Origin of the sequence: Actinoplanes sp. GCM10030250, from assembly GCF_042666575.1 — a bacterium.
GTDB lineage: Bacteria > Actinomycetota > Actinomycetes > Mycobacteriales > Micromonosporaceae > Actinoplanes.
The window spans coordinates 20,159-46,008 of record NZ_JBHTDO010000034.1 but is presented as its reverse complement, the minus strand read 5'-3'; the positions used below and the strand labels follow the sequence as shown (position 1 = coordinate 46,008).

The following is a 25,850-nucleotide window of genomic DNA, read 5'->3' as shown; positions in this document are numbered from 1 at the left end:
GCGGTGTAGCCCGGTGACTGCGCGTGGATCGTACAAAATCAGGGTTTTGCCTCATAAACGTTGTTGAAGGGTGTTTCCGCAGCTCGGCGGAACCGCGTGAAGCCCGCGTCGTTGACCAGGCGGCGGATCGGTTCCTCGCCGGCTTGGGCGCCCAGCGAATACCCGCCCTCCTGGGACAGCGCGCTCGGCACGCACAGGAACGCGGAGAACGAGTAGTACACGCGCCCGACCGGGTTCAAATTGTCACTCACCGTGTCGCCCGCCGCCGGCTCGACGATCATCCAGGTGCCGTCGGGGGTGAGCTGGGAGAGCACGTGCCGGGCCGCACCCAGCGGGTCGCCCATGTCGTGGAGCGCGTCGAACGTGGTGACCAGGTCGTACGGTCCCCCGCTGAAACCTTGCGCCCCCGCCGCCTCGAACTGCACCCGCCCGTCCAGCCCGGCCGACGCCGCACGCTTGCGCGCCTGGTCGACGGAGTCGTGGTGATAGTCGGAGCCGGTGAACACCGATGCCGGATACGCCTCCGCCATCAGCACCGTCGACGCACCGTGACCGCAGCCGACGTCGGCCACCCGTACGCCGCGCCGCAGCTTCTCCTCGACCCCGCCGAGTGCCGGCAGCCACTGGCTGACCAGGTTGGCGCTGTATCCGGGCCGGAAGAAGCGCTCACAGCCGGTGAAGACGTCCTCGTCGTGCTCGTGCCAGCCGAGGCCCGCTCCGGTGCGGAACGCGTCGACGATCTTCGGCTCGGCCTTGAGGGCGCCGAGTGCCAGCTGGAAGGCGCCGGGGGCGAAGATCGGGCCGTCCGGATCGGTGAGACAGAACGCCTGCTCCTCGGTGAGCGAGTAGCGGCCGGTCGCCGCGTCGTACTCGACGTAACCGCCGGCCGCCTGGCCGCGCAGCCACTCCTCGACGTAGCGGGGCGCGGTGTTGGTGAGCCGGGCGAGTTCCTCGGGCAGGGCTGGTGCGGCGCCGAGGGCCCGGTACAGGCCGAGCCGGCAGCCGATCACGATGCCGCCGGCCGCCATGGTGGCGCCGAGGTCGCCGACGAACTTGTGGACGAAATCCATCAGTTTTGTCTCGTTGACTGTCATGCGTTCGTTTCTACGGGCGGGCGCGACCAGGGAAATCCGTGTCAACTACCTAGCTCGGCGACGGGAACCACCTAAGTCGCTACCTAGAATCTGCCGCATGCGCCGGTCCCTTCTGGAGCGCGATCGCGAACTGGCCGAGCTCGGTGCCGCCGCCCGGCGGGCCCGGGACGGCCAGGGTTCCGTCGTGCTCGTCACCGGTGAGGCCGGGATCGGCAAGTCGAGCGTGGTGGAGGCCCTGCGGTCGGTGCTGCCGGCTGAGGGGCGGCTGCTGGTCGGCTATTGCGACGACCTGGCCACGCCGCGGGTGCTGGGTCCGCTGCGCGATCTGATCGGCAAGGTCGGCACGACGCTCACCGAGGCGCTCGGCTCCGGTGACCGGTCCGCGGTGTTCGAGGCGTTCCGCGCCGAGCTGGACTGGCCCGGTCATCCCACGGTGCTGGTGGTGGAGGACCTGCACTGGGCGGACGAGGCGACGCTCGACGTGTTGCGCTTCCTGGTGCGGCGGATCTCGGCGCTGCCGGCGGTGCTCGTCGCGACGTACCGGGACGACGAGATCGGTTCCGGTCATCCGGTGCGCGGCCTGCTCGGTGTGGTGGCGGCGAACCCGGTGTCCCGGCTGCCGCTGGCCCGGCTGTCGAGGAGCGCGGTGCGCAGCCTGGTGGGTGAGGGTGACGCCGACCGGGTCTTCACGATCACTTCCGGCAACCCGTTCTTCGTGACCGAGTTGCTGGGGGCCGGCGAGACCGACGGTGTCCCGGCCACGGTGACCGAGGCGGTGCACGCGCGGCTCCACTCGCTCGACCCGGAGTGCCGGGATGCCCTCGGCCGGCTCGCGGTGGTGCCGTCCACCGTGGAGCGCTGGCTCGTCGACGCGGTAGTGCCCGGCGGTCTGGACACGCTGGCACCCGCCGAGCAGCGCGGCATGCTGACGGTGACGCCGGCCCGGGTGGGTTTCCGGCACGAGCTGATGCGGCGCGCGGTGGTGGCCTCGCTGACCGCGTCCCGCCGGATCGCCGCCAACCGCGCGGTGCTGGCCGCGCTGCTGGAGCGCGGTGGTGTGGACCTGTCGCGGCTGGTGCACCACGCAGCCGAGGCCGGCGACACCGACCTGATCGTGCGATACGCGCCGGCCGCGGCGGCGGAGGCGGTCGCCGCGGGTTCGCACCGGGAGGCCGCCGCACACTACCGGCTGGTGCTGGAGCACCGGACCGCCTTTCCGCCGGCCGAGCGGGCGGGACTGCTGGAGGCGTACGCCGAGGAGTGCTACACCCTCGGCCTGGACGATCCGGCCGTCACCGCACAGCGGGAAGCGGTCGCCCTGCGACGCGGCATCAGCGACCGGGTCGCGCTGGGTCTCGCGCTGCGCCGGCTGTCCCGGGTGTACTGGTACGCAGGCGATCGCCCGGCCGCGGATCGGACCGCGATCGAGGCGGTCGACGTGCTGGAGGACGCCGGTGACGACACCGCGCTCGCCTTCGGCCTGAGCAACCAGTCGCAGCTCTTCGCACTCGCCGGGCAGAGCGCCGCGGCGGTCGCCGTGGGGGAGCGGGCGATCGTCCTGGCCCGGGCCGCCGGTGTGGACGGGATCCTGTCGCACGCGCTGAACAACGTCGGCTTCGCGCTCTGGGACAACGACGATCCGCGCGGCCGGCAACTGCTGGAGGAGAGCCTGGCCGTCGCCCTTGCCGCCGGGGAGGGTGATCACGCGTGCCGGGCCTACACGAACATCGCCTGGCACCTGCTGGACGAGCTGAAGCTGGCCGAGGCGGGCCGGTTGCTCGACGAGGGCATGGCGTTCGCCGAGCGTGGTGAGGTGCTGGGCTTCCTGCGCTACCTGCACATCACCCGGTCGATGGTGCACTTCTTGCTGAGCGAGTGGGACGAGGCGGAGGCGCACGCCCGGTGGGAGTCGGGGGCGCCGGCGATGATGCGTACGCCCGCTCTGGTGGTGCTGGGCCTGAGCCGGGTCCGCCGTGGCCTGCCGGGTGGTGACGAGCTGATCGCGGAGGCGTGGGAGATCGCCCGGAGCATCGGTGAGGCGCAGCGGGTCGGCCCGGCGGGTGCCGCGATGGCCGAGGCCGCCTGGTTGCGCGGCGACGTCGCGGCCGCCGCCCGGCTGACGCCGGTCTTCCGGCAGATGCTGGCCGCGGAGGGCGGGCGCCGGCTGGGTGCGTTCGGTTACTGGTTGCACCGGCTGGGTGCTGACGTTCCGCTTCTTTTTCCGTACGGGCTGACGACCGCCGGCCGCCCGGATGAGGCCGCCCGGCACTGGGGCCGGTCGGGGTGCCGCTACGACCAGGCGGTGGCGCTGAGCCACAGCGACGACCCGGACGACCTGCTGACCGCGGTGCGTGTGCTCGACAGCCTGGGCGCCGACCCCCTGGCCCGCCGTGTCCGGTCCCGCCTGCGTGAGCTGGGTGTCGCCCGGATCCCGCGCGGGCCGCAGCCCGCCACCCGGAAGAACGCGGCGGGCCTGACCGGTCGCCAGGGCGAGGTGTTGCGCCTGCTCGCCGCCGGCCTGAGCAACCCGGAGATCGCCGCCCGCCTGGTCCTGTCGGTCCGTACCGTCGACGCCCACGTTGCTGCCGTGCTCGCCAAGCTGAGTGCCCGGTCCCGTCAGGAGGCGGTGTCCCGGGCCCGCGAACTGAGGCTGCTGTCCTGAGACCCGTCGCGATCACTCTCGGTCAGCTGAGAGAATCTTGGGGTGCGGGAAGTGGTCGACGGGGTCTTCGAGCTCCGCCTGGGTTACGTCAACGTGCACCTGGTTGTCACCGACGACGGTCTTGTCCTCGTCGACACCGGGCTGCCCGGCCGGTCGCCGCTGATCGAGCGAGGTTTGCGGGGGATCCGCCGCTCGCTCGGCGAGGTGACCACGATCCTCGTCACCCACCACCACCCCGATCATGTCGGCAACCTGGCCGACCTGCGTAAACGCACCGGTGCGCGGGCGATCGCGCATGCCGCCGACGCTCCGCACATCACCGGGGCGTTCCCGCCGGCCGCTCCGGCGGGCCCGATCGGCAAGCTGGTCGGCCGCCTGATCGGCACGGTCCAGCCCACGAAGATCGACCAGCTGATCACCGCTGACGGCAGCGAGCCGGTGCCGGGCTTCACCGCCCTGCACACGCCCGGCCACACCCGAGGTCACGTCTCGTTCCTGCTCGACCGGGCCGGCGGGGTGCTCTTCGCCGGCGACGCGGCGGCCAGCCGGCGGGGCCGGGTCACCGGCCCGCCCCGGGTGGTGACCGCCGATCCCGCCGGGGCCGGGAACAGCCTCGCGCGGCTCGCCGAGCTGGAGTTCGAGCACGCCGTCTTCGGTCACGGCCGAGCGGTCACCGGCATGGCCGCGGAGGTCTTTCGTAAGGCTGTCTCCTAGATCGATATGTCCGTTCCACCGGCCCCTGTGCTGGAACGGTTCCAATCAGGGTTGACATTGAAAACCTTCAATTGGAATGCTGCCCTGGCGACACTGGGTAGTCACGGGGGCTCCTCAGGGTAACGGTCCGGTGTCGCTGCCGCCTGCCCTGGCACGAGGCCCCCGACATATCGACACGGGGGAAACGTACATGGGTCATCCCATCGCGGACGCATCCCAAGTCCTACTCATCCTGGCGATCCTCTCGCTGGCCTTCTTCAAGGCGGGCAGACGCCGCACCCCGATCGGCAAGGCGGTCCTGGCCATCGGGGCCGGCCTCTGGCTCTCGCTGGCCGGCGGCGCCCTCTGGATGGTGGCCACCGCCACCGCGGCGGCCCTGCCGGCGCCACCACCGGCGACCGGTCCCGGCAATCCATGCACGACCGGACAGGCGACCAAGACGTTCAACGTCTCGCTGATCAACGTCCCGATCTTCCTGAACCGCTTCGGAGACGTCGTCCCCGAGGGCCGCATGTACGTTCTGGACGAGAACGTCAGCAAGGTGCGGCAGACCTTCACCCAGGCGGCCAACCCGGCCAAGGCGGCCGAGAACGACCTGATCGAGCCGCTGGCGATCCGGGTCAACCAGGGTGACTGCGTCGAGGTGAAGTTCACCAACCGCCTCAACGAGGCGGCGCCGTCGTTCACCCGCAACTCGTCGATCTTCACGTTGCCCGGCGAGACCCTGCGCGCGGCCGGCACCGTCACGCCCAATCCGCGTGAGTTCGCCCCGGCGCTCACCCAGCCGGACAACGACTTCGACCCGTCCACCGCGCCGAACGCCTCGATGCACTTCGACGGCCTGGACTACGACGTCAAGGGCTCCGACGGTGCCGCCGTCGGCAACAACCCCGACTCCACCGCCAAGCCGGGCGCGACGATCACCTACAAGCTGTCCGCCCGGACCGAGGGGGAGTTCCAGTTCAAGGACGGCGCGGACTTCACCTCGCAGGAGACCCGGCCGGTCGACGGCAACGGCAAGGTCCGCTTCATCGGCTCGCACTCGTTCGGCGCGTTCGGCGCCGTCGTCGTCGAGGCGGCCGGCGCGACCTGGGTGGACGCTCGTACCGGCGGCCCGCTGGCCTCCGGCAGCCGGGCCGTCATCAAGCACCCGAGCCAGCCCGACTTCCGGGAGCACGTGCTCTTCATCCACGACGAGGTGGAGGCGGAGCCGGGTGTGCTGACCCGCTTCTGCCGCGACGGCGACGACGACGATGACGACGCCGGTGGCAACGAGTGCGTCCAGCCGACCGCTGCCCAACTCGCCAAGCTCACCAAGGGAACCCTGCCGGGCCTGGGTGGTGGCGACGCCGACGCTCTCGTCCAGGGCGAGATCCCGGTCAAGCTCGAGTGGTTCGCGTTCAACTACCGGTCCGAGCCCGGCTTCAACCGCGAGGAGGTGGGCTGTCCCGCCGCCACCGCGTCCGGGCAGGGCTTCCAGGCCGAGGCGTGCATCGGCGAGGAGACCAGCCTCTCGTCGTGGGCGTTCGGTGACCCCGGTGCCGGTGACCTGGTCTGGGCCAACTACCGCGGCGAGCCGATGCAGATCCGGCTGCTGCACCCGGCCGAGTTCGAGACGCACACGTTCCACTGGCACGTGAACAGGTGGCCCTTCGACCCCAAGGACGAGGGTGGCCTGGCCGAGATCTCCAAGCCGACGAACATCACCAAGACCACGAACATCCTGGACGTGCAGTCGGTCAGCCCGGGCGCGCACTACAGCCTGATCGCGCAGGGTGGTGCCGGCTCGGCGCACAAGGACAAGCAGGCCACGTTCGGCGACATCATCTTCCACTGCCATCTCTATCCACACTTCGCGACCGGCATGTGGGGACTGAACCGGACGATCGACAAGCGGGAGACCGGTAACCGGGCCAACCCGGACGGCACACCGATCCCGGCACTCTTCCCGCTGGAGGACTTCGACTATCAGCCGACGGTCGCCGGGCGGCAGGATCCGCCCGCCGTCACCACCGCGACACCCGGCTACCCGCTCTTCATCCCGGGCAAGTTCGGCTTCAAGGCGCCCAAACCACCGCTCGGCGTGAGCACCCGGCAGGCCGGCGGTGCCTTCCCGCCCACCACGCTGGAGAAGGCCGCGGCGGACCCGGGAGCCCAGGTGGCCGGCGGCTTCTTCCAGAACCCCTGCCCGACCGGCCGGCCGGTGAAGACCTTCGACATCGCGGCCATCGAGATAGCCCAGACCTACAACGACGATCTGAAGTGGACGAACCCACAGAGCCGGGTGTACGTCCTGGAGTCACAGCGAGCCGCGGTGGAGGCGGGACAGAAGCCAGAACCGTTCTCCCCACTGCTCAACGTCGGTGACTGCGTGGTCTACAACCTGACCAACCGGCTGCCACGGGAGTTCGGCGGCACCATCTTCGACCGGGCACAGGAGACCAACGAGGTCGGCCTGCACCAGCACATGGTGCAGTTCGACGTGCTCTCCTCGGACGGCGCGGCGAACGGCTGGAACTACGACCAGGGTGCCGACGTCGGGCAGAAGATCACCTACCGCAACTTCGTGCACGAGGACACCGCGACGAACAGCTTCCACGATCACTTCTTCCCGAACGTCCATCAGGACAACGGGCTGTTCGGCGGGTCGACGATCCATCCGGCGGGCTGTACGTACTTCAACCCGAACACCGGCGCGGCGGTGCAGATCGGCACCATCGTGGACGTCCGCTGCAACGCCACCACCGACTACAACGGCCAGGCCACCGACGGCGAGGACTATCGCAACTTCTCGCTGTTCATCGAGGACCACGTGCCGATGTTCCAGCCGGCCAGTTCGGCCACCACCAACGACGATCAGTTCGTGACACCGGACGGCGTGCCGATCTATCCGGCGAAGTTCCCGTCGACCACCGACGACTCGGGTGTGATGGGCGTCAACTACCGGCTGGAACCGTTCGAGGCGCGAAGAAACCAGGATCCGTCGAAACTGATGGACTCCACGGTGCACGGGCTGCCGTTCACGCCATATCTGAAGGCCTACGCCGGTGACCGAATAAAACTGCGGCTGTTCCAGCTCTCGCAGGAGGAGTCGCACGGTTTCACCTGGGACGGGTTCCGATGGGGCTTCGAACCATCCGATCCGGAGACCAACATCGTCCAGGCGCAGCACATCGGGATGCTCGAATACATCGACGTCCGGGCGAAGACCGAGCATCAGGGCGGTGACTACGCCTACTATCCACCGAGCCGCTTCTACAGCTACAGCTACACCGGTTCGGACGACCTGTTCCTCGGTGCGTGGGGAATCACCGAGATCAGAGGCTGCGACCCGTACCACAACCTGAACGCGGAACAGCGGCTCTACGAGCTGCCGGACAACGGGACGATCGGTCCATGTGAGCTCGGTGACGCGCTGGGGCCGGACGACCCCGGCACGCCATGCCCGACCGGCGCACCGGCCAAGAGCTTCGTGATCTCCGCGATCAACAAGGACATCACCTACAACAAGGCGGGCGATCACGACCCCAACGGCGTGATGTACGCGCTCGACGCCGACCTGCCGGCGCTGCAGAACGGCACCAAACAGCCGGAGCCGCTCGTGGTCCGGGCCAACGCGGGTGACTGCGTCGAGGTGCATCTGAGCAACCGGCTGGACGCGGCGAAGATGAAGCCGCACTGTCACGAGGCCATCGAGCCGGGGCAACTGGGCTTCAAGGAGGGTGTCACCGCGTACCCGGCCTGTATCGACCAGCCACCCCGCAACGAGGTGAACGTGCCCGGGTTCCAGCCGTTCCCGGTCAGCTCGCGGGTCTCGATGCGACCGCAACTGGTTGATCATCATTCGCCATCGAACGGGAACAACGTGTTCGGCGCGGTCGCGTACTGGCCGGCCGGCACGCCCAACCGGGACGGCACCGTGGCGCCGGGCCGCTCGATCACCTACCGGTGGTACCTGCCGCCGACGGTGACCGGGATGGCGCTCCTGCAGGACGCCGCCGACCCGCACAACCACCTGCACCACGGGCTGTACGGCGCACTGGTGATCGAGCCGGCCGGCTCGACCTACCTCAACCCGGCCAACGGGTCGGCGCTGACCAGCGGGACCAGCGCGGTGATCGCACATCCGTCGCAGCCCGACTTCCGGGAGAACATCGTCCTGTTCAACAGCGACCTGGCGCTGTTCCGCAAGGACACCAACGGCAACCCGGCCGACGACCAGCCGGTGCCGGACAACCTGGACCTGGTCCAGGGTCCCGGGCGGCAGGCCGACGACGCCGAGGACCAGGGTGAGTTCTCCGTCAACTACCGCAACGAACCCTGGTCCCACCGGTACGCCGGCGACCAGAACATCACCAACATCTTCAGCTCGATCACGCACGGGGATCCGTCGACACCGGTGTTCCAGGCGTACTCGGGGGACAAGACCGTATTCCGGGTGGCGCAGGCCGTCGGCGACTCCCGGGCCACCAGTTTCGCCCTGCACGGGCACACCTGGCGGCGTTCCTGGAAGGACCCGCAGTCGCAGATCGCGGCCAACCAGGGGCAGTTCAACCCGGGCGTGGTCTACGACATCCACCTCGACCCGGCGGTGACCGGCGGCGCGGGTGGCCCGCGAGGGGTGGCGGGTGACTACCTCTACCGGACGAACACCCTGGCCCGGCACCTCGTCAGCGGGCAGTGGGGCCTGTTCCGGGTGCACGCGACGGCGCAGACCGGGCTGATCGCTCTGCCCGACAAGCCGGTGCCGGCCTCGGCCGCGCTGTTCACCAGCCCGTCCGCGGTGCTGAACAACGGCGGCCGGAAGTGAGTCGTTTCGTCCTGCCGGATGAGATGCGCAAGGGCACGACGAACGGGCGGGCCGCACGGCCCGCCCGGGCGCCCCGGCGTCCCGCTCAGCGCCATCCCCAGCAGCGGACCCCGTTCCGGCACGGGTTCGTCATGGGGCTGTGCGTGGGCGTCACCCTCGCTCTGGTCTTCGCCATCGGGGTCTTCCTGGTGGTGCGCCCGACGGCTGCCCCGGTGGCCTCGGCGCCCGCCGAGACCGCGGCTCCCGCGGGAAACCAGCCGCAGGCGGCGGTGGACCTCAAGCTCCGGCACCTCGGTGACCTGAAGCTCCAGATCGAGGCGCAGGTCAGCGCGCCGGGGTCCTACGACCCGATCGCCAAGGGACAGGTGGCCGCGTTCGTGGACATGGTCGCCATGCCGCAGTCCCACCTGCAGGGCCCGATCGTGATGGCCGAGGTGGGCGGGCGCCCGGGCGTCTACCAGGCGCTCACCTCGGTGTCCATGGTCGGCGAGTACGCGGTGACCATCGAGGTCCGTCAGCCGATGGCCACGAAGGCACACGCCCGAATAAAGATCGATACCGTCTGAAATCTGTAGTCAGGAGACGCCGAGGTCAGCCATCCGGTTGATCTCGGCGCTCTGCTCGACGGCCATCTCGTTGGCGAACTCCGAGAGCTGCCTGTCGATCCCGCCGTTGAGCACGTCGGACGCCATCTGCACGGCACCACGGTGGTGGTCGGACATCATCGCGACGAACCGGCGGTCGAAGTCGGCCCCGGTGGCCCCGGTCAGCCCGGCGATCGCGGCCGCGGACTGCATCCCCGGCATGGTGGAGTGATCGTGGGCCGGGTCGCTCTCCGGCCGGCCGCGGCTGCTCAGCCAGTCACGCAGGAACTCGATCTCCGGCTGCTGGGTGGTGGCCATCCGGGCGGCCAGGGACCGCAGCTGCGTGTTGGCGGCCCGCCCCGGCGCCAGGCCGGCCATCTCCACCGCCTGCTGGTGGTGGGCGATCATCATCTGGGCGAACGTGATGTCGATGCTGTTGTGCCCGGTGCCCTCCTGCGCGCGCACACCCGGGGCGGCCACGCCCGCTGACTCGCCCGGCTTTCCCGGCAGGATCACCGGGACCTGCGAGGTGCTCGGCGTGGCCGTTGCCGTGGCGGCGATCGGCGCCGGGCTCTCGCCGGAGCGTGTGACCAGCAGGATCCCGCCGGCGCCGAGCAGCACTGCCGCCGCCGCGGCGAGCATCCACGAGCGCTGTCGGGTCATCGTGCGGCCTCCCGGTGTCATTCGAGATCACCGGGACCTCGCATCGACGACTATGGTAACGACGAACGTCATTCGTACTGTGCGCATCCGTGTCATCGCGCGGTGTGCCACGGTACCTCCTCAGCCGGAGGGAGCTCCATGAACCGAACTGCCCCACGAGGGCGGCTCAAGCGCTTTGTCTATCTCGGTGCGGCCGTGCTCATGACGAGCGTCGTCGTCGCCCCGGCGAGCGCGGCGCAGGCGGAGGCAGCGCCGATTCCCGGAGTCGACGAGATCGTCTCCAGCTCGAACATCAAGCAGATCGCCAACGATCCCAAGCCCGACGTGTTCGCCGCGCAGACCTCGTACAACTCGGACCTGGCCTTCCAGGGCCGGTACGCGTTCAGCGGCAACTACAACGGCTTCACCGTTTACGACATCCGCAACCCGCGGAACCCGGAGCAGGCCGCCGTCGTGCTCTGCCCGGGCTCGCAGAACGACGTCTCGGTCTACGGCAACCTGCTGTTCCTGGGCACCGACTCGCCGCGCAGCGACGACTCCTGCGAGTCGACAGCGGCGCCGGCCCCGGTGGAGAACCGCTGGGAAGGCATCAAGGTCTTCGACATCAGCAACCCGCGGAGCCCGAAGTACGTCTCCTCGGTGAAGACCGACTGCGGCTCGCACACCCAGACGCTGGTTCCGGGCAAGGGCTGGGACAAGTCGGTGTACGTGTACGTGTCGTCGTACGACATCTACCGGAACCCGCCGGAGTGTGTGGCGCCGCACGACAAGATCTCGATCGTGCGGGTGCCGCTGCGCAACCCGGCCGCCGCGGCGGTCGTCTCCGAGCCGGTGCTCTTCCCGGACGGTGGCTACCCGGGTGGTACCGGTGGGCAGAGCGCGACCGCGGGCTGCCACGACATCACCGCGTACCCGCAGAAGAACATCGCGGCCGGTGCCTGCATGGGTGACGGCGTGCTGTTCGACATCAGCAAGCCCGCCGCACCGAAGGTGATCACCACGGTCCGCGACGTCGAGAACTTCGCGTTCTGGCACTCGGCTACCTTCAACAACGACGCCACCAAGGTCGTCTTCACCGACGAGCTGGGCGGCGGCGGCCGGGCCACCTGTAACCCCACGATCGGCCCGAAGCTGGGCGCCGACGCGATCTACGACATCAAGGGCAAGGGCAAGAAGCTCAAGCTCGAGTTCCGCAGCTACTTCAAGATCCCGCGGGAGAACGCCGCGACCGAGAACTGCGTGGCGCACAACGGCTCGCTGATCCCGGTCAAGGGCCGCGACATCATGGTGCAGGCCTGGTACCAGGGTGGCATCTCGGTGTGGGACTTCACCGACTCCCGCAAGCCCAAGGAGATCGGGTACTGGGAACGCGGACCGGTCAGCGCCACCGAGCTGATCCTCGGCGGATCGTGGTCGGCGTACTGGTACAACGGCCACATCTACTCCAACGACATCCAGAAGGGCCTGGACGTCCTGAAGGTGAGCGACCGCCGTATCGGCAACGCCGAGCGGCAGCGCACCTGGCAGTTCAACGCACAGACGCAGGACAACTTCCGTCGCTGGTGATGTCGCCGGTGATGAACTGACTGTCTGACATCGGCCCGGGCCCACACACGTGGACCCGGGCCGATGGCGTTTGTCAGCCCTCCGGGCCGCCGGGTGCGACCAGGTTGAACATCCGGGTCCCGGTGACCCGGTCGGCGACGTCGTAACCGAGGGTCAGGCCGTTGGCGGTGGCGAACCGGAAGTTCACCCCGGCGTAGACCCGGCTGACCGCGTTCTCACTCGCCGCCTGGGTGAACGACGTGAAGGCGCGGGTGGCGCCGGCCGCCTGCGGATCCTCCGTGCCGGCGGTGAAGCTGAACGAGTTGCTCCCGACGACGAACTGCGCCGCCCCCGACCACGCGGCGGCGAGGGTGGCGTTTGCCGAGACGTGCGCCGGTGAGCACGGTGTCGTGACGAGCGGCCGCCACGCGGCATCCGGGCTGGTGGCATGCAGCTGGATCGCCGTCTCCGGCCGCCACACGTCGACCGCGGTGAGATATTTCGCGTCCCAGGCCGCGATCGCCGCGTCGCCGAGCGCCTGCGCGACCATCGCGAAGAGCCGGCTGACCCGCATGCCGTCACCGCTGAACGAGGCCCGCTGGGCGACCGCCTGCGTGTGCGCGAGCAGTTGCCCCGGCGTCCGGTAGCTACCGGCGGCGTCGTTGTTCCAGAAGTGGGCGGTAGCCGTCTGCGCGGCGGTACGCGTCGTCGAGTCCCGCCGCCCGAGGTTGCGCACCTCGGTGAGCTGTGAGGTGTAGGTGGAGTTGCGCAGCAGAGCGGCGTAGGTGGTGACCCGTCCCGGCAGCGCCGGCCGGTAGTCCGAGCCGGACGACATGGTGAACGGCACCACCTGACCCCAGTGCGGCGTCACCGCGGTGCACGCCGGGTTGCCGGTGGGCCGCCACGACCCGGCCACGCCGTCCGGGGTGTAACCAGGGTCCGCTGTGGACCGATCGGTGGCCCGGGTCGCCATGATCGCGTCGAAGGTCCGGTTGGCGAGCCGCCGGGCGAAGTGCTCGTCGGTCGTACCGTGCCGGTCGGCGAACCGCTGGGCGACATAGGCCTGCTCGGCCGGGAACAGCTCGATGAGCATGTCGTGGGCGAAGATGCCGGCCGCCAGATCGTCGTCGATCGTCGCGTCGAACAGTCGCCAGCCCGAATAGTAGTTGCTGTTGTACCCGGTGCCGAGCCAGTTGCGGTGCGCCCACCACCCGGTGTTGATCACATCGAACAGCCCGGCGTGCAACATCGCGCCGGCGCGCGACAGCGGCCCCGGAGCCGCACCCGGCGACCGCCGGAAAAGCTCCAGAAGAGTGTCGTTCCAGTAGTAGACGGTGGCCGGCGTGCTCTCCGCCGCCCGCGCCGGCGACGGCGCGGCGAACAGGCCACCAAGGGTGAGGATTGCGGACAGGATGACGATGCCAAGACGGCGCAGCATGGAGCCCCCGATTCAGTGCGTGCCGCTTCATTGACATGCATCACTATAAAGAAGTGTCGCAACCCGTGAGTGCCAACGTGCGGTCGGCAACCACCGCTCAGGCCGCCGGAACTGTCTGCGGGTAGAAGAGGGCCGGATCCGCCGACAGGGACGCCTTCACGTGGGCACTCCAGTCGTCGGCCACGATCTCGATCAACCCGGCCTCGATGCCGTCGAGGGCGATGCGCACGATGTCGGCCGGAGCGGACTTGGGCAGGTCGAGGCCGGCCGCCATGTCCGTGTCCACCAGTCCGATGTGCACTCCGGCGACGTACGTGCCCTGGCCGATCAGCTCGAGCCGGATGCCGTTGGTCATGCTCCACTCGGCAGCCTTGGCCACGCTGTAGCTGTTGGCGCCGTCGGAGGAGAACCACGACAGCGCCGACAGCATGTTCAGGACGGCGCCGCCGCCGTTGGCGGCCAGCACGGGGGCGAACTCCCGGACCACCATCAGGGGACCGAAGAAGTTGGTCTCCAGTTCGCGACGGATCACGGCCAGGTCACCGGTGATCAGATTGTGGCCGGTGCTGATCCCCGCGTTGTTGACCACGAAGGTCACGTCCGGAGCCGCCGCGGCTGCGGCCCGGACCGATTCCGGATCGGTGACGTCCAGTGCCAGGACCTCGGCGCCGGGAAGATCGACGCTTTCCGGCCGGCGGGCGGTGGCGTACACCTTGGCCGCACCGCGCTCCAGCAACTGCTCGACGTAGTGACGGCCCATCCCGCGGTTGGCTCCGGTGACGAGAACGACAGAACCGGCGATCTTCACGATGCACATTCCTTCCGCAACTCGTGAGCGACGCGGTGTCCTCACACCGGCTACGCTAAAACCTGACGTTAACGTCAGAGGCAAGAGTGACCTCGAACACGAGGAGGAGCAGTGCGGATCGGAGCTGTCGCCGAAGGGGCCGGCGTGAGCGTGCGCGCCCTGCGGTACTACGAGGAGCAGCAGCTGCTCGAATCCGAGCGCAGCCCCAGCGGGCAGCGCCAGTACGCCGACAGCGCGATCGAGCGGGTGAAGTTCATCCAGTTGCTCTACGCTGCCGGGCTGAGCAGCAAGAGCATCCGCCAACTGCTGCCCTGCGTCTACACCGGCCGAGCCAGCACCGCCATGCTCGATCACCTGGCCCGGGAACGCGAACGCCTCCAGGAGCAGATCACCGCGATGACCGAAGCCCGAGACCGGATGGACGCCGTGATCGCGGCCACCGCCGAGACCCTGACCGAGGCCGCGCCCACCTGTTCACTCTGAGAGCCGATCACGAATGTCGCTGCCGATAGGTAGACTGCTCCGAAGTTAGATCGCATCTAGCTTCGGAGGCGTCGATGTTCGTCGGGCGGCGTAATGAACTCGACCTGCTCCTGCAGCACCTGGAGCGCATGCGGAGTTCCGGCGAGGGCCGTTCGGTGGCGATCCGTGGGCGGCGGCAGGTCGGCAAGTCGCGGCTCGTTCAGGAACTGTGCGACCGCGTCGAGCTGCCCTACTGCTTCTACACCGCGGTCAAAGGCGCGTCGAGCACCGAAGCGGTCAGCTACTTCTTCGGCGCCCTGCGCGATTCGTCGCTGCTCACCCCCGCCGGTCGTGACCTATTGCCGTCCCAGCCGCCGTCCGGGGGATGGGGGGACATGCTCCGCGTTCTCGCCGGAGTCCTACCCGATACGCCGAGCATCGTCGTACTCGACGAATTGCCCTGGATCTCCGAGCAGGACGCGACTTTCGACGGGCATCTGCAGGTCGCCTGGGACCGGCTCCTGGCCGGCAAGCCTGTCCTGCTGCTGCTGCTCGGCAGCGATCTGCACATGATGCGGCGATTCACCGAGTACGACCGGCCGTTCTACGGCAGGGCCACCAACATGGTCCTCGGCCCGTTCAATCTCGCGGAGACCGCCGCCGTGACCGGTTTGAGCGGGGCGGACGCGATCGATGCGCATCTGATCACCGGCGGATTGCCCGGTATCGCCCTGGAGTGGTCCCGGGGGACCACCCCCGCCGATTTCCTGCGCCAGGAGATCACCAACAAGACGTCGGCGTTGTTCACCGTCCCCGAACAGTCCCTGGCATCGGAGTTCCCCGCCCCGGACACTTCCCGGCGCATCCTGGAAGCGGTCGGCGGTGCCGGCAGCCGCACGTTCAGCAACATCGCCGCGGCCGCCGGCGACCGCGGCGGGCCGGTCAGTTCCGGCACCCTGTCCCCGTTGCTCACCCGGCTCGTCGAGGAGAAGCAAATCCTGGCCGTCGACAAACCGCTGTCCACCAGGCCCAGCAAACTGGCCCAGTACCGGATCGCCGACAGCAACCTGCGCCTGTACCTGGCCGTGCTCCGTGATGTGCATCAGTTGGTGCTGCGTGACCGGATGGCAGCGGCCCGCGCCACGCTGGAGGCACGGTGGTCCTCCTGGCGCGGTAACGCTGTCGAGCCGATCATCCGTGACGCACTGGCCATCGCTGCCGGTGCCGGGGAGCTGCCGTGGACCGACACGTGGGAGGTCGGCGGCTGGTGGAACCGGCAGGCCCAACCGGAGATCGATCTGGTCGGAGCCGACCGGGCCCCCATCGCTTCGCGCATCGCGTTCGCCGGGTCCATCAAGTGGCAGGACGGCCCGTTCGACCGGCACCACCTCGAGGAGCTGCGCCGCGACGCACCGATGATCCCGGGATTCGAGCCCGGGACCAGCGGCTTGGTCGTCGTCAGCCGCTCGGGAGCCGACCTTCCGGCCGGCGCCGCGGACGTGATCTGGGGACCCGACGACATCGTCCGGGCCTGGCCGGTCTGAAGCGGTCGGTCACTCGGCGGCCAGGAGTTGCTGCTCGACGACCACCGGGACGGACAGGGTCTTGTAGCCGACGGAGTCGAAGAGGACGGTCATCCGCTCCTCCTCGTAGTTCATCACCATGCCGCTGCCCCACTCGCCGTGGGTGACCCGCGAGTGCACCGGGAACGGGCCCTCCTGCTCGGCCTCGTCGACGGCCTGGGCGCTGCCGTCGGCGCAGTTGTCGCAGTGGCCGCACGGCTTCTTCTGGTCCTCGCCGAAGTAGGCGAGCAGGGTCTCGGTGCGGCACTGCCGGGACTGGGCGAACCCGCGCATCATGTCGGTACGCGAGCGGACGACAACCTGCTGCCGCTCGTACTCCTCGATCGCGGCCTCGGCTGCCGCGGCCGGGAGGGGCGCGCGTGCCGGGACCGACAGCTTGTTGCCCGCACCGGTGCGTACCGCGCCCACCTGTTCGAGCAGCCCCAGGAACTGGCCCAGTTTGCGCGGGCCGAGGCCGGTCTCCTTCTGCAGTGCGGCTTTCGACTGCGGTCCCTTGTGGAGCGCGCCGGCCAGGGCGGTCAGCTCCTCGACGTCCGGTGAGCCGCCGCTGAAGAAGCGCTGGATGGCCTCGTCCTCGGAGCGCCACAGCAGCAGCGCGCGGCCCGGTTCGCCGTCGCGGCCGGCGCGGCCGATCTCCTGGAAGTAGCTGTCGGGGGAGTCGGGCAGGGCGACGTGGGCGACCCAGCGGATGTTCGCCTTGTCGATGCCCATGCCGAAGGCGGACGTCGCCACCATGATGTCGACCTTGTCGGCGGTGAACTCCTCGTGGCGCTGTTCGCGCAGGCCGGCCGCCATGCCGCCGTGGTAGTACGCGGCCGGATAGCCGGCCTGGGTGAGTTTCTCGGAGAGTTCCTCGGCGGCCCGCCGGGTGGCGACGTAGATGATGCCGGGGCGTTCCGCCTCGTCGAGCATGGCGGTCAGCCGCCGCCACCGGTACGCCTCGTCGGGGCAGTAGGCGACCTCGAGGAACAGGTTGCGCCGGTCCAGCCCGGACACGTGGATCTCGGGGTTCTTCAGGCGCAGCCGGGCGATGATGTCGTCGCGCACCGGCGGGGAGGCGGTGGCCGTCAGGGCGAGCACCGGCGGGCGGCCGATCGCCTTGATCATCTCCCCGAGTGCCAGATAGTCCGGGCGGAAGTCGTGGCCCCAGGCGGAGATGCAGTGCGCCTCGTCGACGGCGACCAGGCCGGGCTTGAGTGAGCGGACCTCGGCCTGCCGGTCGGGGTCGCTGAGTTGCTCCGGCGTGATGAAGAGGAACTCGGCCTCACCGCTCCGGATCGCCTCGATCGCCTCACGCTGCTGGTTCGGCGTCTCCGCGGAGCTCACCCGGACCGCGCGGATCTTCGAGTCGCCGCGCTCGTTGAGGGCGGCGATCTGGTCCTGCTGGAGGGCGAGCAGCGGCGAGATCACCACTGTGGGGCCGGGCAGCAGCACGGCCGGGATCTGATAGATCGCCGACTTGCCGGCGCCGGTCGGCAGCACCACGAGGGCGTCCTTGCGGCGCAGTACGGCGCGCATCGGCTTGAACTGCCCGGGGCGCAGCGAGGGCCAGCCGAAGTGCTTGCGGGCGGTCCTGCGCAGGCGGGGACCGTAGATGGGGAGCTTCATCGAGGGGAGGCTATCCGATCTTGGGGAGGATCTCGCGGGCGTACATGTCGAACAGGCCCTGGTAGTGGGGGCCGGAGTTGGCGACGTAGACCTCGTCGAAGCCTGCGTCGGCGTACTTCTGGATCATTTCGAGGTGCGGCCGGGGGTCGTTGCCGCAAACGAAACTCTCGCCGATCATCTCCTCGGTGACCAGCTGCGAGGCCTGCTCGAAATGCTTGGGCGAGGGGAGAACCTGGGAGAGTTCGCCGGGCACGCCGGCGTTGGGCCATTTTTCGTACGCGATCCGCCGCCCCGCTTCGGCGGTGTCCGCGAAGGCGGCCTTGAACCCGCCCTGCACCGGCTTGCCGGCGCCACCGGCCTCCCGGTACTGGCGGACCATGTCGCCGTCGGGCATCACGCTGACGTAGCCGTCGCCGATCCGGCCGGCGAGGTCCACGGCCTTGGGGCCGAAACCGGACACGTGGATCTCGATCGGCTGCTCGGGCAGCGTGTAGATCCGGGCGTTCTCCACGGTGTAGTGCTTGCCGTGGTGGGAGTAGTTGCCACCCTCCCAGAGGCCCCGCATGATCTCGATGGACTCCTCGAGCATCTCCAGCCGGATCTCCGCCTCCGGCCAGGCGTCGCCGAAGATGTGCTCGTTGAGTGCCTCGCCGGTGCCGACGCCGAGCCGGAAACGGCCACCGGTCAGCACCGCGCTGGTGGCGGCGGCCTGGGCGATCACGGCCGGGTGGATGCGTACGGTCGGGCAGGTCACCGCCGTGGTGATCTCCAAACCGGTGGCCTGGCTGAGCGCACCGATCATCGACCAGACGAAGGCGCTCTGCCCCTGGGCGTCCACCCACGGGTGGTAGTGGTCGGAGATCCACAGACCCTGAAACCCGGCACGCTCGGCGCCCTTGGCCTGCTCGAGAAGTTCGGCGGGAGAGTACTCCTCGCTCGACAGGAAGTATCCGATACGCATGGCCGCCCGGTTACCCCTATTTGCCTCCGAACATGCGGCGGATGGCCCAGAGCAGGAACAGGAGGGCGAGGGCGACGCCGAGGAGTCGGACGGCGTGCACCTCTGACCAGTCGACGGTGGCTTCCGCAAGGGGGGTGGGCGGCACCCCCGCATCGTACCGAGTGTCAGCCGCCGCTAATAGAAAGGTTTGTTGACTAATCTCGGCCTGGGTGTGAGCATAGGTCCCCGAACGGTGGAGAACGTTCACATAGGCGTTCGTGAATGCATCGGAGGTACGGGGGCGCATGTCCATTCACGGCGATCTGCCGGAGCTCGCGGCTGCGGTTCTGCAGCCCGGATTCGTCGGCACCTCCGCACCGGACTGGGTCCGCCGGTGGCTCGGTACGGGTCTGGGCGGTGTGGCCCTGTTCGCCCGCAACGTGGAGTCGCCGGCCCAGGTGGCCGCGCTGACCGCACAGCTGCGCGCCGAGAACCCCGACGTGATCGTGGCGATCGACGAGGAGGCCGGTGACGTCACCCGCTTCGAGTCCCGCCACGGCAGCTCACGGCCGGGCAACCTGGCACTCGGCGCGATCGACGACCCGGAGCTGACCGAGATCGTCGCCCGCGACCTGGGCCGGGAGCTGGCCGACGCCGGCATCACGCTCGACTACGCACCGGACGCGGACGTCAACAACAACCCCGACAACCCGGTCATCGGCGTACGGGCATTCGGCGCCGAAGCCCAGCTCGCCGCCCGCCACACCGCTGCCTTCATCCGCGGACTCCAGTCCTCCGGCGTGGCCGGCTGCGCCAAGCACTTCCCGGGCCACGGCGACACCAGCGTCGACTCGCACCACGACGTGCCGGTGATCGCCCGCACCGTCGAGGAGCTGGCGGCCTGCGAGATGGTGCCGTTCCGGGCGGCGATCGCGGCCGGCGCGCAGTCGGTGATGACCGGTCACCTGCTCGTCCCGGCGTACGACGCCGAACTGCCCGCCACGCTGAGCCGCCGCATCCTGACCGGCCTGCTCCGCGAGGAACTGGGCTTCGACGGCCTGATCGTCACCGACGGCATCGAGATGCAGGGCGTCCGCCGCCGGTACGGCCTGGCCGGTGCCTCCGTCCGCGCCCTCGCCGCGGGTGTCGACGCCATCTGTGTCGGCGGTGACCACGCCGACGAGCAGACCGCGATCAGCCTGCGCGACGCCATCGTGGCCGCCGTACGCAACGGTGAGCTCTCCGAGGAGCGCCTGCGGGACGCCGTCGCCCGGGTCCACCGGCTCGCCACCTGGACCACCCGCCGGCAGACCGAGACCGGTGCCCGCGCCATCGCCGACGCCGCCGCCGAACCGGAGGTGGCCGTCCTGGCCTCGCCCGGAGCGCCCCGCGGCTCGGCCGTCGGCTTCGCGGCGGCCCGGCGCGCGGTCAAGGTGACCCTCGCGGCCGGCGCGCCGGCGCTGCCGGTCACCGGGGTACCGCACGTCGTCGAGTTCGCCCCGCCGCGCAACATCGCGATCGGCAGCGAGACCCCGTGGGGACTCGGCGCGCCGCTGGCCGACCTGCTGCCCGGCACCACGTCGAGCCGGCTGACGGCCGACGATCTGACCGGCTTGCCGGACGCGGCCGAGCCGGTGCTGGCCGGCGCCGCCGGGCGCCCGCTCGTCCTGGTGGTCCGTGACGTGCACCGGCACCCGTGGATCGCCGAGGCGCTGACCCGGGTGCTGGAGCTGCGCCCCGACGCGATCGTCGTCGAGATGGGCATTCCGGTCACCGTGCTCGGCGGCGTGCACATCGCCACCTTCGGCGCGACCCGGGCACTGGGCCTGGCCGCCGCCGAGATCATCGCCGGCGTCGACGTCCAGGAACCCGCGCCGCAGCCCGTCGCCGCGTAACGAAGAGCCGCGTTAAGAAGAGCCGCCTGAACCTCAGCGGGCGACGAGGTCCGCGTACTCCGGGTGCTCGGCGATGTAGTGGGAGAAGAACGGGCAGGACGGGACCACCCGGCTGCCCCGGTCACGGAGCTGGTCCAGGGTCTGCCGGGCCAGTTCCCCGGCGAGCCCGCGGCCGCGCATCTCCGGCGCCGTCTCGGTGTGCATGATGACGAGGGCTCCGTCGCGCTCCCGGTACGAGGCGAGCGCGCCCACCTCACCGTCCACGATCAGCTCGAATCGGTGCTCCGCGGCATTGTCCTGAACCACATAGTCGCTCACTCATCCACCATAGGGTTGTCGGTACCGCGTACCGTTGCATGGGTGTTGATCTCCCAGCCCCGCCGCCGTGTCGTCGCCGCCCTCGCCTCCGCCGCCTTCGGCCTCGCGCTGCTCACCGGATGCGGTGAGGGCGTGAGTTGTGGACTCGATCAATGCACCGTCGCCATCGCCCGCGAGACGAACGCCAGCGTGAGCGTTCTCGGCGTCGAGGCGAAATTCATCAGCGCCGACGAGAACACGGTAACCCTCGACGTGGCCGGCGAGCAGATCCAGCTGACCAAGGGCCAGCAGGCCGTCGATGTGGCCGGACTGCAGGTCCAGCTGGAGAACGTGACGGCGGACGAGATCCAGATCGAGGTCTCCAAAGGCCAGTGACGTTTGACGGACGTGGCTGCCGGGGCACATGAGGCCCATGTCCTCCGCAGCTTCGAACGTCAAGCACACTGCATCACGCGCAGCCGAGAGCAAGCCCTTGGAGTACCTCGCCCGGGGCGGCTTCATCGGTTACGGAATCATCCACCTGCTCTTCGCCTGGATCGCGCTGCAGGTCGCGTTCGGCAGCTCCGGCCAGGACACGGACCAGTCCGGCGCCCTGCAGACCATCGCCCGTGAGTCCTACGGCAAGACACTGCTGATCATCATCGCCGTCGGCCTGATCGCGATGGCGATCTGGCAGGCCTTCGAGGCGGCCATCGGTGAGAGCGGCCCGCAGGACCGCGCCGCTCTCGCCGAGCGTGCCCTCTCCGGTGTGCGGGCGCTGCTCTACACCTACCTCGCCTGGACGGCGATCAAGGTGGTGCAGGGCGCCAACTCCTCGATGGGCGACAAGAACCAGGGCATGACCGGGAAGCTGATGGACTCCAGCGGCGGCCGGCTGCTTGTCGGGCTGATCGGCCTCGTGGTGCTCGGTATCGGCATCGGCATGGCCTATTACGGTTGGAAGCGCAAGTTCACCAAGCACCTCAACACCGGGCAGATGACCCCGTCGACCCGCGAGCCGATCATCAAGCTCGGCATGGCGGGATACACGGCCAAGGGCGTGGCGTACGCGATCGCCGGCATCCTCGTGGTGACCGCCGCCGTGACCTACGACCCGGACAAGGCCCGTGGCCTGGACGCCGCCCTCAACACGCTGGCCGGCAACTCCTGGGGCGTGTGGCTGCTCGTGCTGATCGCGGCGGGCATCGCGGCCTTCGGCGTCTACTGCATCGCGCAGGCCCGATACCGCAAGATCTGAGGTACCCCGCCCGTGACGGCGGATGTGTGAGTTGACTCAGACATCCGCCGTCACTGGCGTTTCCGGCCGCGGACCGGGCAAGCTGAGACGCTGGCACGCCATCGTTCGTGGGAAGGAACATTCCGTGTCCAGCGCTCTCAGCGCCGTGCTCGCCGTCCTCGGGGCGGCCGGCGCGGCGATTCTGATCGTCGAGGTCGTGCACCGGGTGATGGTCCGGCTCGGCCGCCGGTCGATGCTCGCCGCCGACCTGGCCAAGAAGATCCATCGCCCGTTCCTGACCGCCGTCACGCTGCTGTCGGTGCAGCAGGCGATCCGCGTCTTCGCAGGGAACTTTCCCTATCGGGGCGGCGTTCTGCACGTCCTGGTGCTGCTCTGCATAGCCGCCTTCGCCTGGCTGGTCGGCGCGATGCTGCTGGTGATGGAGGACGTCGCGCTCGCCAAGTGGCGCGCCGACGTGCCGGACAACCGGCGGCAGCGCCGGATCAGGACCCAGGTGGTGATGCTGCGGCGGGTCACCGTGGCCGCGATCGTCGTGCTGACGATCGGCGTCATGCTGATGACCTTCCCGAACATCCGGGCCCTCGGCGCGAGCGTCCTGGCCTCCGCCGGCCTGATCAGCGTGATCGCGGCCCTCGCCGCGCAGAGCATGCTCGGCAACGTCTTCGCCGGCATCCAGCTCGCGTTCAGCGACGCGATACGCGTCGACGACGTGGTAGTGGTGGAACAGGAGTGGGGCCGGATCGAGGAGATCACCCTGACCGTCGTGGTCGTGCAGATCTGGGACGACCGGCGGCTCATCCTGCCGACCTCCTACTTCACCACCAAGCCGTTCCAGAACTGGACACGGACCAACTCGGCGGTGCTCGGCACCGCGGAGATCGACGTGGACTGGGGTACGCCGATCGAACCGCTCCGGGCCGAACTGCGGCAGGTCTGCGAGGGCACCGAGCTCTGGGACGGGCGGGTGTCCGTCCTGCAGGTGACGGACGCGACCGGGGGCAACGTGCGGCTGCGAGCGCTGGTCAGCGCGAACGACGCGGCGGCGCTGTGGGATCTGCGCTGTCTCGTACGCGAGAGGCTCGTCGCCTGGGTCTGGCAGAACGAGCGCGCCGCGCTGCCGAGGATGCGTGCCGAGGTGGAATCACCGGGGCCGGTGCGACGGGCGGAGCGGCCGGTTCAGCGGGTGGGGCTCGGTGCGTCGCGGGACGACTCCCGGGTTTTCAGCGGTGACGGTGACGGTGATGCGCGCGGGGTGGCCTTCGGTGGGCCTTCTTCGGGTGCCGCTTTCGGTGTCCCGGCCTTCGGTGGCCAGCGTCCTGCTTCGGACAACTCAGGCCTTGCCCCGGAGAGCGAGGATTGAGGGCGGCGTGATCAGGGCATACCCCGATCACACGGAAAGGGGGACACGATGGCCGATGTCTTGAACGGCATACCCGTCAAACCGCTCACCGAGCAGTCCACGGCGGAACTCGTGCAGCGGGCCAGTGAGCAGCTCAGCCGCCTCGTCAGGGACGAGCTCACGCTGGCGAAGGCGGAACTCGCCGAGAAGGGCAAGCACGCCGGCATCGGTGCCGGCCTCTTCGGCGGCGCGGGCGTTTTCGCGCTGTACGGGGTGGGCACCCTGGTGGCGACCATGGTCATCGTGCTGAATCTGTTCCTGCCGCTCTGGGCCGCCGCGCTGATCGTCACCGGTGTGCTGTTCCTGGTCGCCGGGGTGCTCGCCCTGGTGGGCAAGAAGCAGCTGAGCCGGGCGACACCGCCCGAGCCGCAGGCCGCGATCCAGAACCTCAAGGCCGATGTCGACGAAGTGAAGCGGGCCGTGAAGAACCAGGAGCGTACCCGGGTATGAGTGAGAAGAACGGATCCGCGGCGAAGCCGGACCTGGTGGAGCTGCGTGAGGAGATCAAGCAGACCCGCGCCGAGCTCGGTGAGACGGTGCAGGCTCTCGCTGCCCGGGCGGACGTCAAGGCGCGCGCCCGGGATCAGGTGGAACAGACCAAGGAACGGGTGCGCACGCAGGCCGCGCTGGTGACCGGCCGCGTGCGGGATGCGGCGCTGGGCGCCACCGAACGGGCGCGGGAGACCTCGCCGGGCGAGGTCGTGCATGTGGCCGGAGATCGGGTACGGGCGAACCCGATGCCCGCCGTCCTGCTCCTCGCCGGGCTGGCGGCGGTGGCCGGGATCATCCTGATCGTTCGTGGGAGGCGTTGATGGCGGGCAAGCTGAGCAAACTCGCGCTGAAGCCGGTGAACGTCGGCATGGGTATCGCCGCCGGTGCACTGGCCGGCATGCTGTTCAAAGAGGCGTGGAAACTGGTCGCCGGTGACGACGACGCCCCCGACGCGGGCGACCCGGAACGCGGCTGGGTGGAGATCCTCGCGGCCGCCGCGTTGCAGGGCGCGATCTTCGCGGTGGTGAAGGCGGCTGTCCATCGTGGCAGTGCGATCGGGACCCAGAAACTGACAGGTACTTGGCCTGACTAGATCATCTTCGGTATCGACAGGAGTCTTGCCGGTTCCCCGCTTCGTAGTCGCGAAGTGGGGAACCTTTTCCATATCGGCCACCCATTATTGGATTCCTTCGAGGGGCAGCTTTACGGCCCGATTTTCGGGTACAGTGTGGCCAGTTTTTGCGTACGTGGTTCGCTGCTTCCGCTTGTCAGCGGGACACCGGCCCCATCCCGGGTGGTCGGCAGGTGTCACGATGTCGGGCGGATGGGACGTCCTCTGAAAGGGCCGCCTTGCGGCGCCGCTGCTCGAAAACGGTCATCGGCTCCGCGCTGCCGCGGTTGGGCGGGCCGGCATTTTCAGAAGGAGAGTTCAGCATGGCGCAAGGAACCGTGAAGTGGTTCAACGCAGACAAGGGCTTCGGCTTCATCACCGTCGACGGCGGGGGTGCTGACGTGTTCGTCCACTTCTCGGCCATCCAGACGAGCGGCTACCGCACTCTGGAAGAGAACCAGCGGGTTGAGTTCGAGATCGCCCAGGGCCAGAAGGGCCCGCAGGCGGAGCAGGTTCGCCCGCTCTGAGACCTATGAAACTGCCGGTCGTGAGGCCGGCTCGCCGACCGCCTGGCGGAGGTCGGCCCGACCGTGGCCCCGCAACCTCGCTCGAGGGTGCGGGGCTTCTTTCGGCCCTACTACCGGGCCCGTCCGCCCGGCATTCGTTGCACCGCCGGGTTTGTCGCCCGGCCTTTGTCGCACCGGCAGGTCTGTCGCCCGGCCTTTGTTGCACCGCCGGGTTTGTCGCCCGGCCTTTGTCGCACCCGCTTGTGGCCGGGCCTATTCGCCCGGCTTTTGTTCCGTCAGTCGGTGGCCCGCGGTCCGGCGCCGCATGCCGACGACCACAAGTGCCAGTCCGACGACGACCAGAACCCCGCCGACCGCCGCCCAGATCGGTTCGTCGGTCATCAGGCTGTCGGTCAGGTAACCCAGGCCCTGCAGAGCCCAGACCGCACCGAGCGTCATCGCGAGCAGGCCCGCAGACATCG

24 protein-coding genes are annotated in these 25,850 nt (G+C 69.3%); 15 read left to right on the top strand and 9 right to left on the bottom strand.

The features are described from left to right. Nucleotides 1-38 precede the first annotated feature (38 nt). The gene (locus tag ACFQV6_RS33700) at nucleotides 39-1,094 is read right to left on the bottom strand and encodes a class I SAM-dependent methyltransferase (protein WP_378031699.1); all 1,056 of its coding nucleotides are present in this window, start codon (nucleotides 1,092-1,094) and stop codon (nucleotides 39-41) included. Between the two features lie 97 nt (nucleotides 1,095-1,191). Here ACFQV6_RS33700 and ACFQV6_RS33695 point away from each other — a divergent pair, with 97 nt between their 5' ends. From ACFQV6_RS33695 to ACFQV6_RS33680, 4 genes are all read left to right on the top strand, one after another. Further along, nucleotides 1,192-3,756, top strand: a complete 2,565-nt coding sequence (locus ACFQV6_RS33695) for an ATP-binding protein (RefSeq protein ID WP_378031698.1) — start codon at nucleotides 1,192-1,194, stop codon at nucleotides 3,754-3,756. 42 nt (nucleotides 3,757-3,798) lie between these two features. Then, nucleotides 3,799-4,470, top strand: coding sequence for an MBL fold metallo-hydrolase (locus ACFQV6_RS33690; RefSeq protein ID WP_378031697.1), 672 nt, complete (start codon nucleotides 3,799-3,801; stop codon nucleotides 4,468-4,470). 190 nt (nucleotides 4,471-4,660) lie between these two features. Continuing rightward, entirely contained in the window at nucleotides 4,661-9,280 is a 4,620-nt protein-coding gene (locus ACFQV6_RS33685; RefSeq protein ID WP_378031696.1) for a hypothetical protein, read from the top strand. Next, a complete protein-coding gene (locus ACFQV6_RS33680; RefSeq protein ID WP_378031695.1) occupies nucleotides 9,277-9,846 on the top strand; it encodes a hypothetical protein in 570 nt (189 codons plus the stop codon). Before ACFQV6_RS33685 ends, ACFQV6_RS33680 begins: the two co-directional genes overlap by 4 nt. Before the next feature lie 9 nt (nucleotides 9,847-9,855). On the opposite strand, the gene ACFQV6_RS33675 is transcribed toward ACFQV6_RS33680, so the two are convergent. Further along, on the bottom strand, nucleotides 9,856-10,527 hold the full coding sequence (locus ACFQV6_RS33675) for a DUF305 domain-containing protein (RefSeq protein ID WP_378031694.1): 672 nt from the start codon (nucleotides 10,525-10,527) through the stop codon (nucleotides 9,856-9,858). Between the two features lie 138 nt (nucleotides 10,528-10,665). Between ACFQV6_RS33675 and ACFQV6_RS33670 the strand changes: the two genes are divergently transcribed. Beyond that, a complete protein-coding gene (locus tag ACFQV6_RS33670) occupies nucleotides 10,666-12,093 on the top strand; it encodes an LVIVD repeat-containing protein (protein ID WP_378031693.1) in 1,428 nt (475 codons plus the stop codon). A 73-nt stretch (nucleotides 12,094-12,166) separates the two neighbouring features. Here the strand turns inward: ACFQV6_RS33670 and ACFQV6_RS33665 are convergent, their stop codons facing one another. Then, a complete protein-coding gene (locus ACFQV6_RS33665) occupies nucleotides 12,167-13,510 on the bottom strand; it encodes a vanadium-dependent haloperoxidase (protein WP_378031692.1) in 1,344 nt (447 codons plus the stop codon). Nucleotides 13,511-13,607: 97 nt separating this feature from the next. Then, nucleotides 13,608-14,318, bottom strand: a complete 711-nt coding sequence (locus tag ACFQV6_RS33660) for an SDR family oxidoreductase (RefSeq protein WP_378031691.1) — start codon at nucleotides 14,316-14,318, stop codon at nucleotides 13,608-13,610. Nucleotides 14,319-14,429: 111 nt separating this feature from the next. On the opposite strand from ACFQV6_RS33660, the gene ACFQV6_RS33655 reads away from it, so the two are divergent. Both ACFQV6_RS33655 and ACFQV6_RS33650 read left to right on the top strand, forming a co-directional pair. After that, nucleotides 14,430-14,801 carry a MerR family transcriptional regulator gene (locus ACFQV6_RS33655; protein ID WP_378031690.1) on the top strand — a complete coding sequence of 124 codons (372 nt, stop codon included), beginning with the start codon at nucleotides 14,430-14,432 and terminating at the stop codon, nucleotides 14,799-14,801. A gap of 74 nt (nucleotides 14,802-14,875) precedes the next feature. Further along, nucleotides 14,876-16,324 (top strand): ATP-binding protein, encoded by a 1,449-nt coding sequence (locus ACFQV6_RS33650; RefSeq protein WP_378031689.1) that lies wholly within the window; start codon nucleotides 14,876-14,878, stop codon nucleotides 16,322-16,324. Nucleotides 16,325-16,333: 9 nt separating this feature from the next. Here the strand turns inward: ACFQV6_RS33650 and ACFQV6_RS33645 are convergent, their stop codons facing one another. From ACFQV6_RS33645 to ACFQV6_RS33635, 3 genes are read right to left on the bottom strand one after another with little or no spacing between them, the layout of a single operon-like run. Next, the gene (locus ACFQV6_RS33645) at nucleotides 16,334-17,971 is read right to left on the bottom strand and encodes a RecQ family ATP-dependent DNA helicase (RefSeq protein WP_378031688.1); all 1,638 of its coding nucleotides are present in this window, start codon (nucleotides 17,969-17,971) and stop codon (nucleotides 16,334-16,336) included. A 10-nt stretch (nucleotides 17,972-17,981) separates the two neighbouring features. Next, on the bottom strand, nucleotides 17,982-18,932 hold the full coding sequence (locus ACFQV6_RS33640) for a TIGR03557 family F420-dependent LLM class oxidoreductase (protein WP_378031687.1): 951 nt from the start codon (nucleotides 18,930-18,932) through the stop codon (nucleotides 17,982-17,984). 16 nt (nucleotides 18,933-18,948) lie between these two features. Then, entirely contained in the window at nucleotides 18,949-19,077 is a 129-nt protein-coding gene (locus ACFQV6_RS33635; RefSeq protein ID WP_378031686.1) for a hypothetical protein, read from the bottom strand. A 139-nt stretch (nucleotides 19,078-19,216) separates the two neighbouring features. Between ACFQV6_RS33635 and ACFQV6_RS33630 the strand changes: the two genes are divergently transcribed. Continuing rightward, nucleotides 19,217-20,806 carry a glycoside hydrolase family 3 protein gene (locus ACFQV6_RS33630; protein ID WP_378031685.1) on the top strand — a complete coding sequence of 530 codons (1,590 nt, stop codon included), beginning with the start codon at nucleotides 19,217-19,219 and terminating at the stop codon, nucleotides 20,804-20,806. A gap of 33 nt (nucleotides 20,807-20,839) precedes the next feature. Here the strand turns inward: ACFQV6_RS33630 and ACFQV6_RS33625 are convergent, their stop codons facing one another. Next, nucleotides 20,840-21,124, bottom strand: coding sequence for a GNAT family N-acetyltransferase (locus ACFQV6_RS33625; RefSeq protein WP_378031684.1), 285 nt, complete (start codon nucleotides 21,122-21,124; stop codon nucleotides 20,840-20,842). A 42-nt stretch (nucleotides 21,125-21,166) separates the two neighbouring features. Between ACFQV6_RS33625 and ACFQV6_RS33620 the strand changes: the two genes are divergently transcribed. The 7 genes from ACFQV6_RS33620 to ACFQV6_RS33590 all read left to right on the top strand — a co-directional run bounded on the left by ACFQV6_RS33620 (nucleotide 21,167) and on the right by ACFQV6_RS33590 (nucleotide 25,389). Then, entirely contained in the window at nucleotides 21,167-21,499 is a 333-nt protein-coding gene (locus ACFQV6_RS33620) for a hypothetical protein (RefSeq protein WP_378031683.1), read from the top strand. 37 nt (nucleotides 21,500-21,536) lie between these two features. Continuing rightward, entirely contained in the window at nucleotides 21,537-22,361 is an 825-nt protein-coding gene (locus ACFQV6_RS33615) for a DUF1206 domain-containing protein (protein WP_378031682.1), read from the top strand. Nucleotides 22,362-22,485: 124 nt separating this feature from the next. Then, entirely contained in the window at nucleotides 22,486-23,721 is a 1,236-nt protein-coding gene (locus ACFQV6_RS33610; RefSeq protein WP_378031681.1) for a mechanosensitive ion channel family protein, read from the top strand. Between the two features lie 48 nt (nucleotides 23,722-23,769). Next, entirely contained in the window at nucleotides 23,770-24,210 is a 441-nt protein-coding gene (locus ACFQV6_RS33605) for a phage holin family protein (RefSeq protein ID WP_378031680.1), read from the top strand. After that, nucleotides 24,207-24,572 carry a DUF3618 domain-containing protein gene (locus tag ACFQV6_RS33600; RefSeq protein ID WP_378031679.1) on the top strand — a complete coding sequence of 122 codons (366 nt, stop codon included), beginning with the start codon at nucleotides 24,207-24,209 and terminating at the stop codon, nucleotides 24,570-24,572. Before ACFQV6_RS33605 ends, ACFQV6_RS33600 begins: the two co-directional genes overlap by 4 nt. Further along, the gene (locus ACFQV6_RS33595) at nucleotides 24,572-24,844 is read left to right on the top strand and encodes a DUF4235 domain-containing protein (protein WP_378031678.1); all 273 of its coding nucleotides are present in this window, start codon (nucleotides 24,572-24,574) and stop codon (nucleotides 24,842-24,844) included. The genes ACFQV6_RS33600 and ACFQV6_RS33595 overlap by 1 nt, the downstream gene beginning before the upstream one ends. Before the next feature lie 341 nt (nucleotides 24,845-25,185). Continuing rightward, nucleotides 25,186-25,389: a cold-shock protein gene (locus ACFQV6_RS33590; RefSeq protein ID WP_011905669.1), complete on the top strand. Its 204-nt coding sequence runs from the start codon at nucleotides 25,186-25,188 to the stop codon at nucleotides 25,387-25,389. 252 nt (nucleotides 25,390-25,641) lie between these two features. On the opposite strand, the gene ACFQV6_RS33585 is transcribed toward ACFQV6_RS33590, so the two are convergent. Next, nucleotides 25,642-25,848: a hypothetical protein gene (locus ACFQV6_RS33585; protein ID WP_378031677.1), complete on the bottom strand. Its 207-nt coding sequence runs from the start codon at nucleotides 25,846-25,848 to the stop codon at nucleotides 25,642-25,644. Nucleotides 25,849-25,850 lie beyond the last annotated feature (2 nt).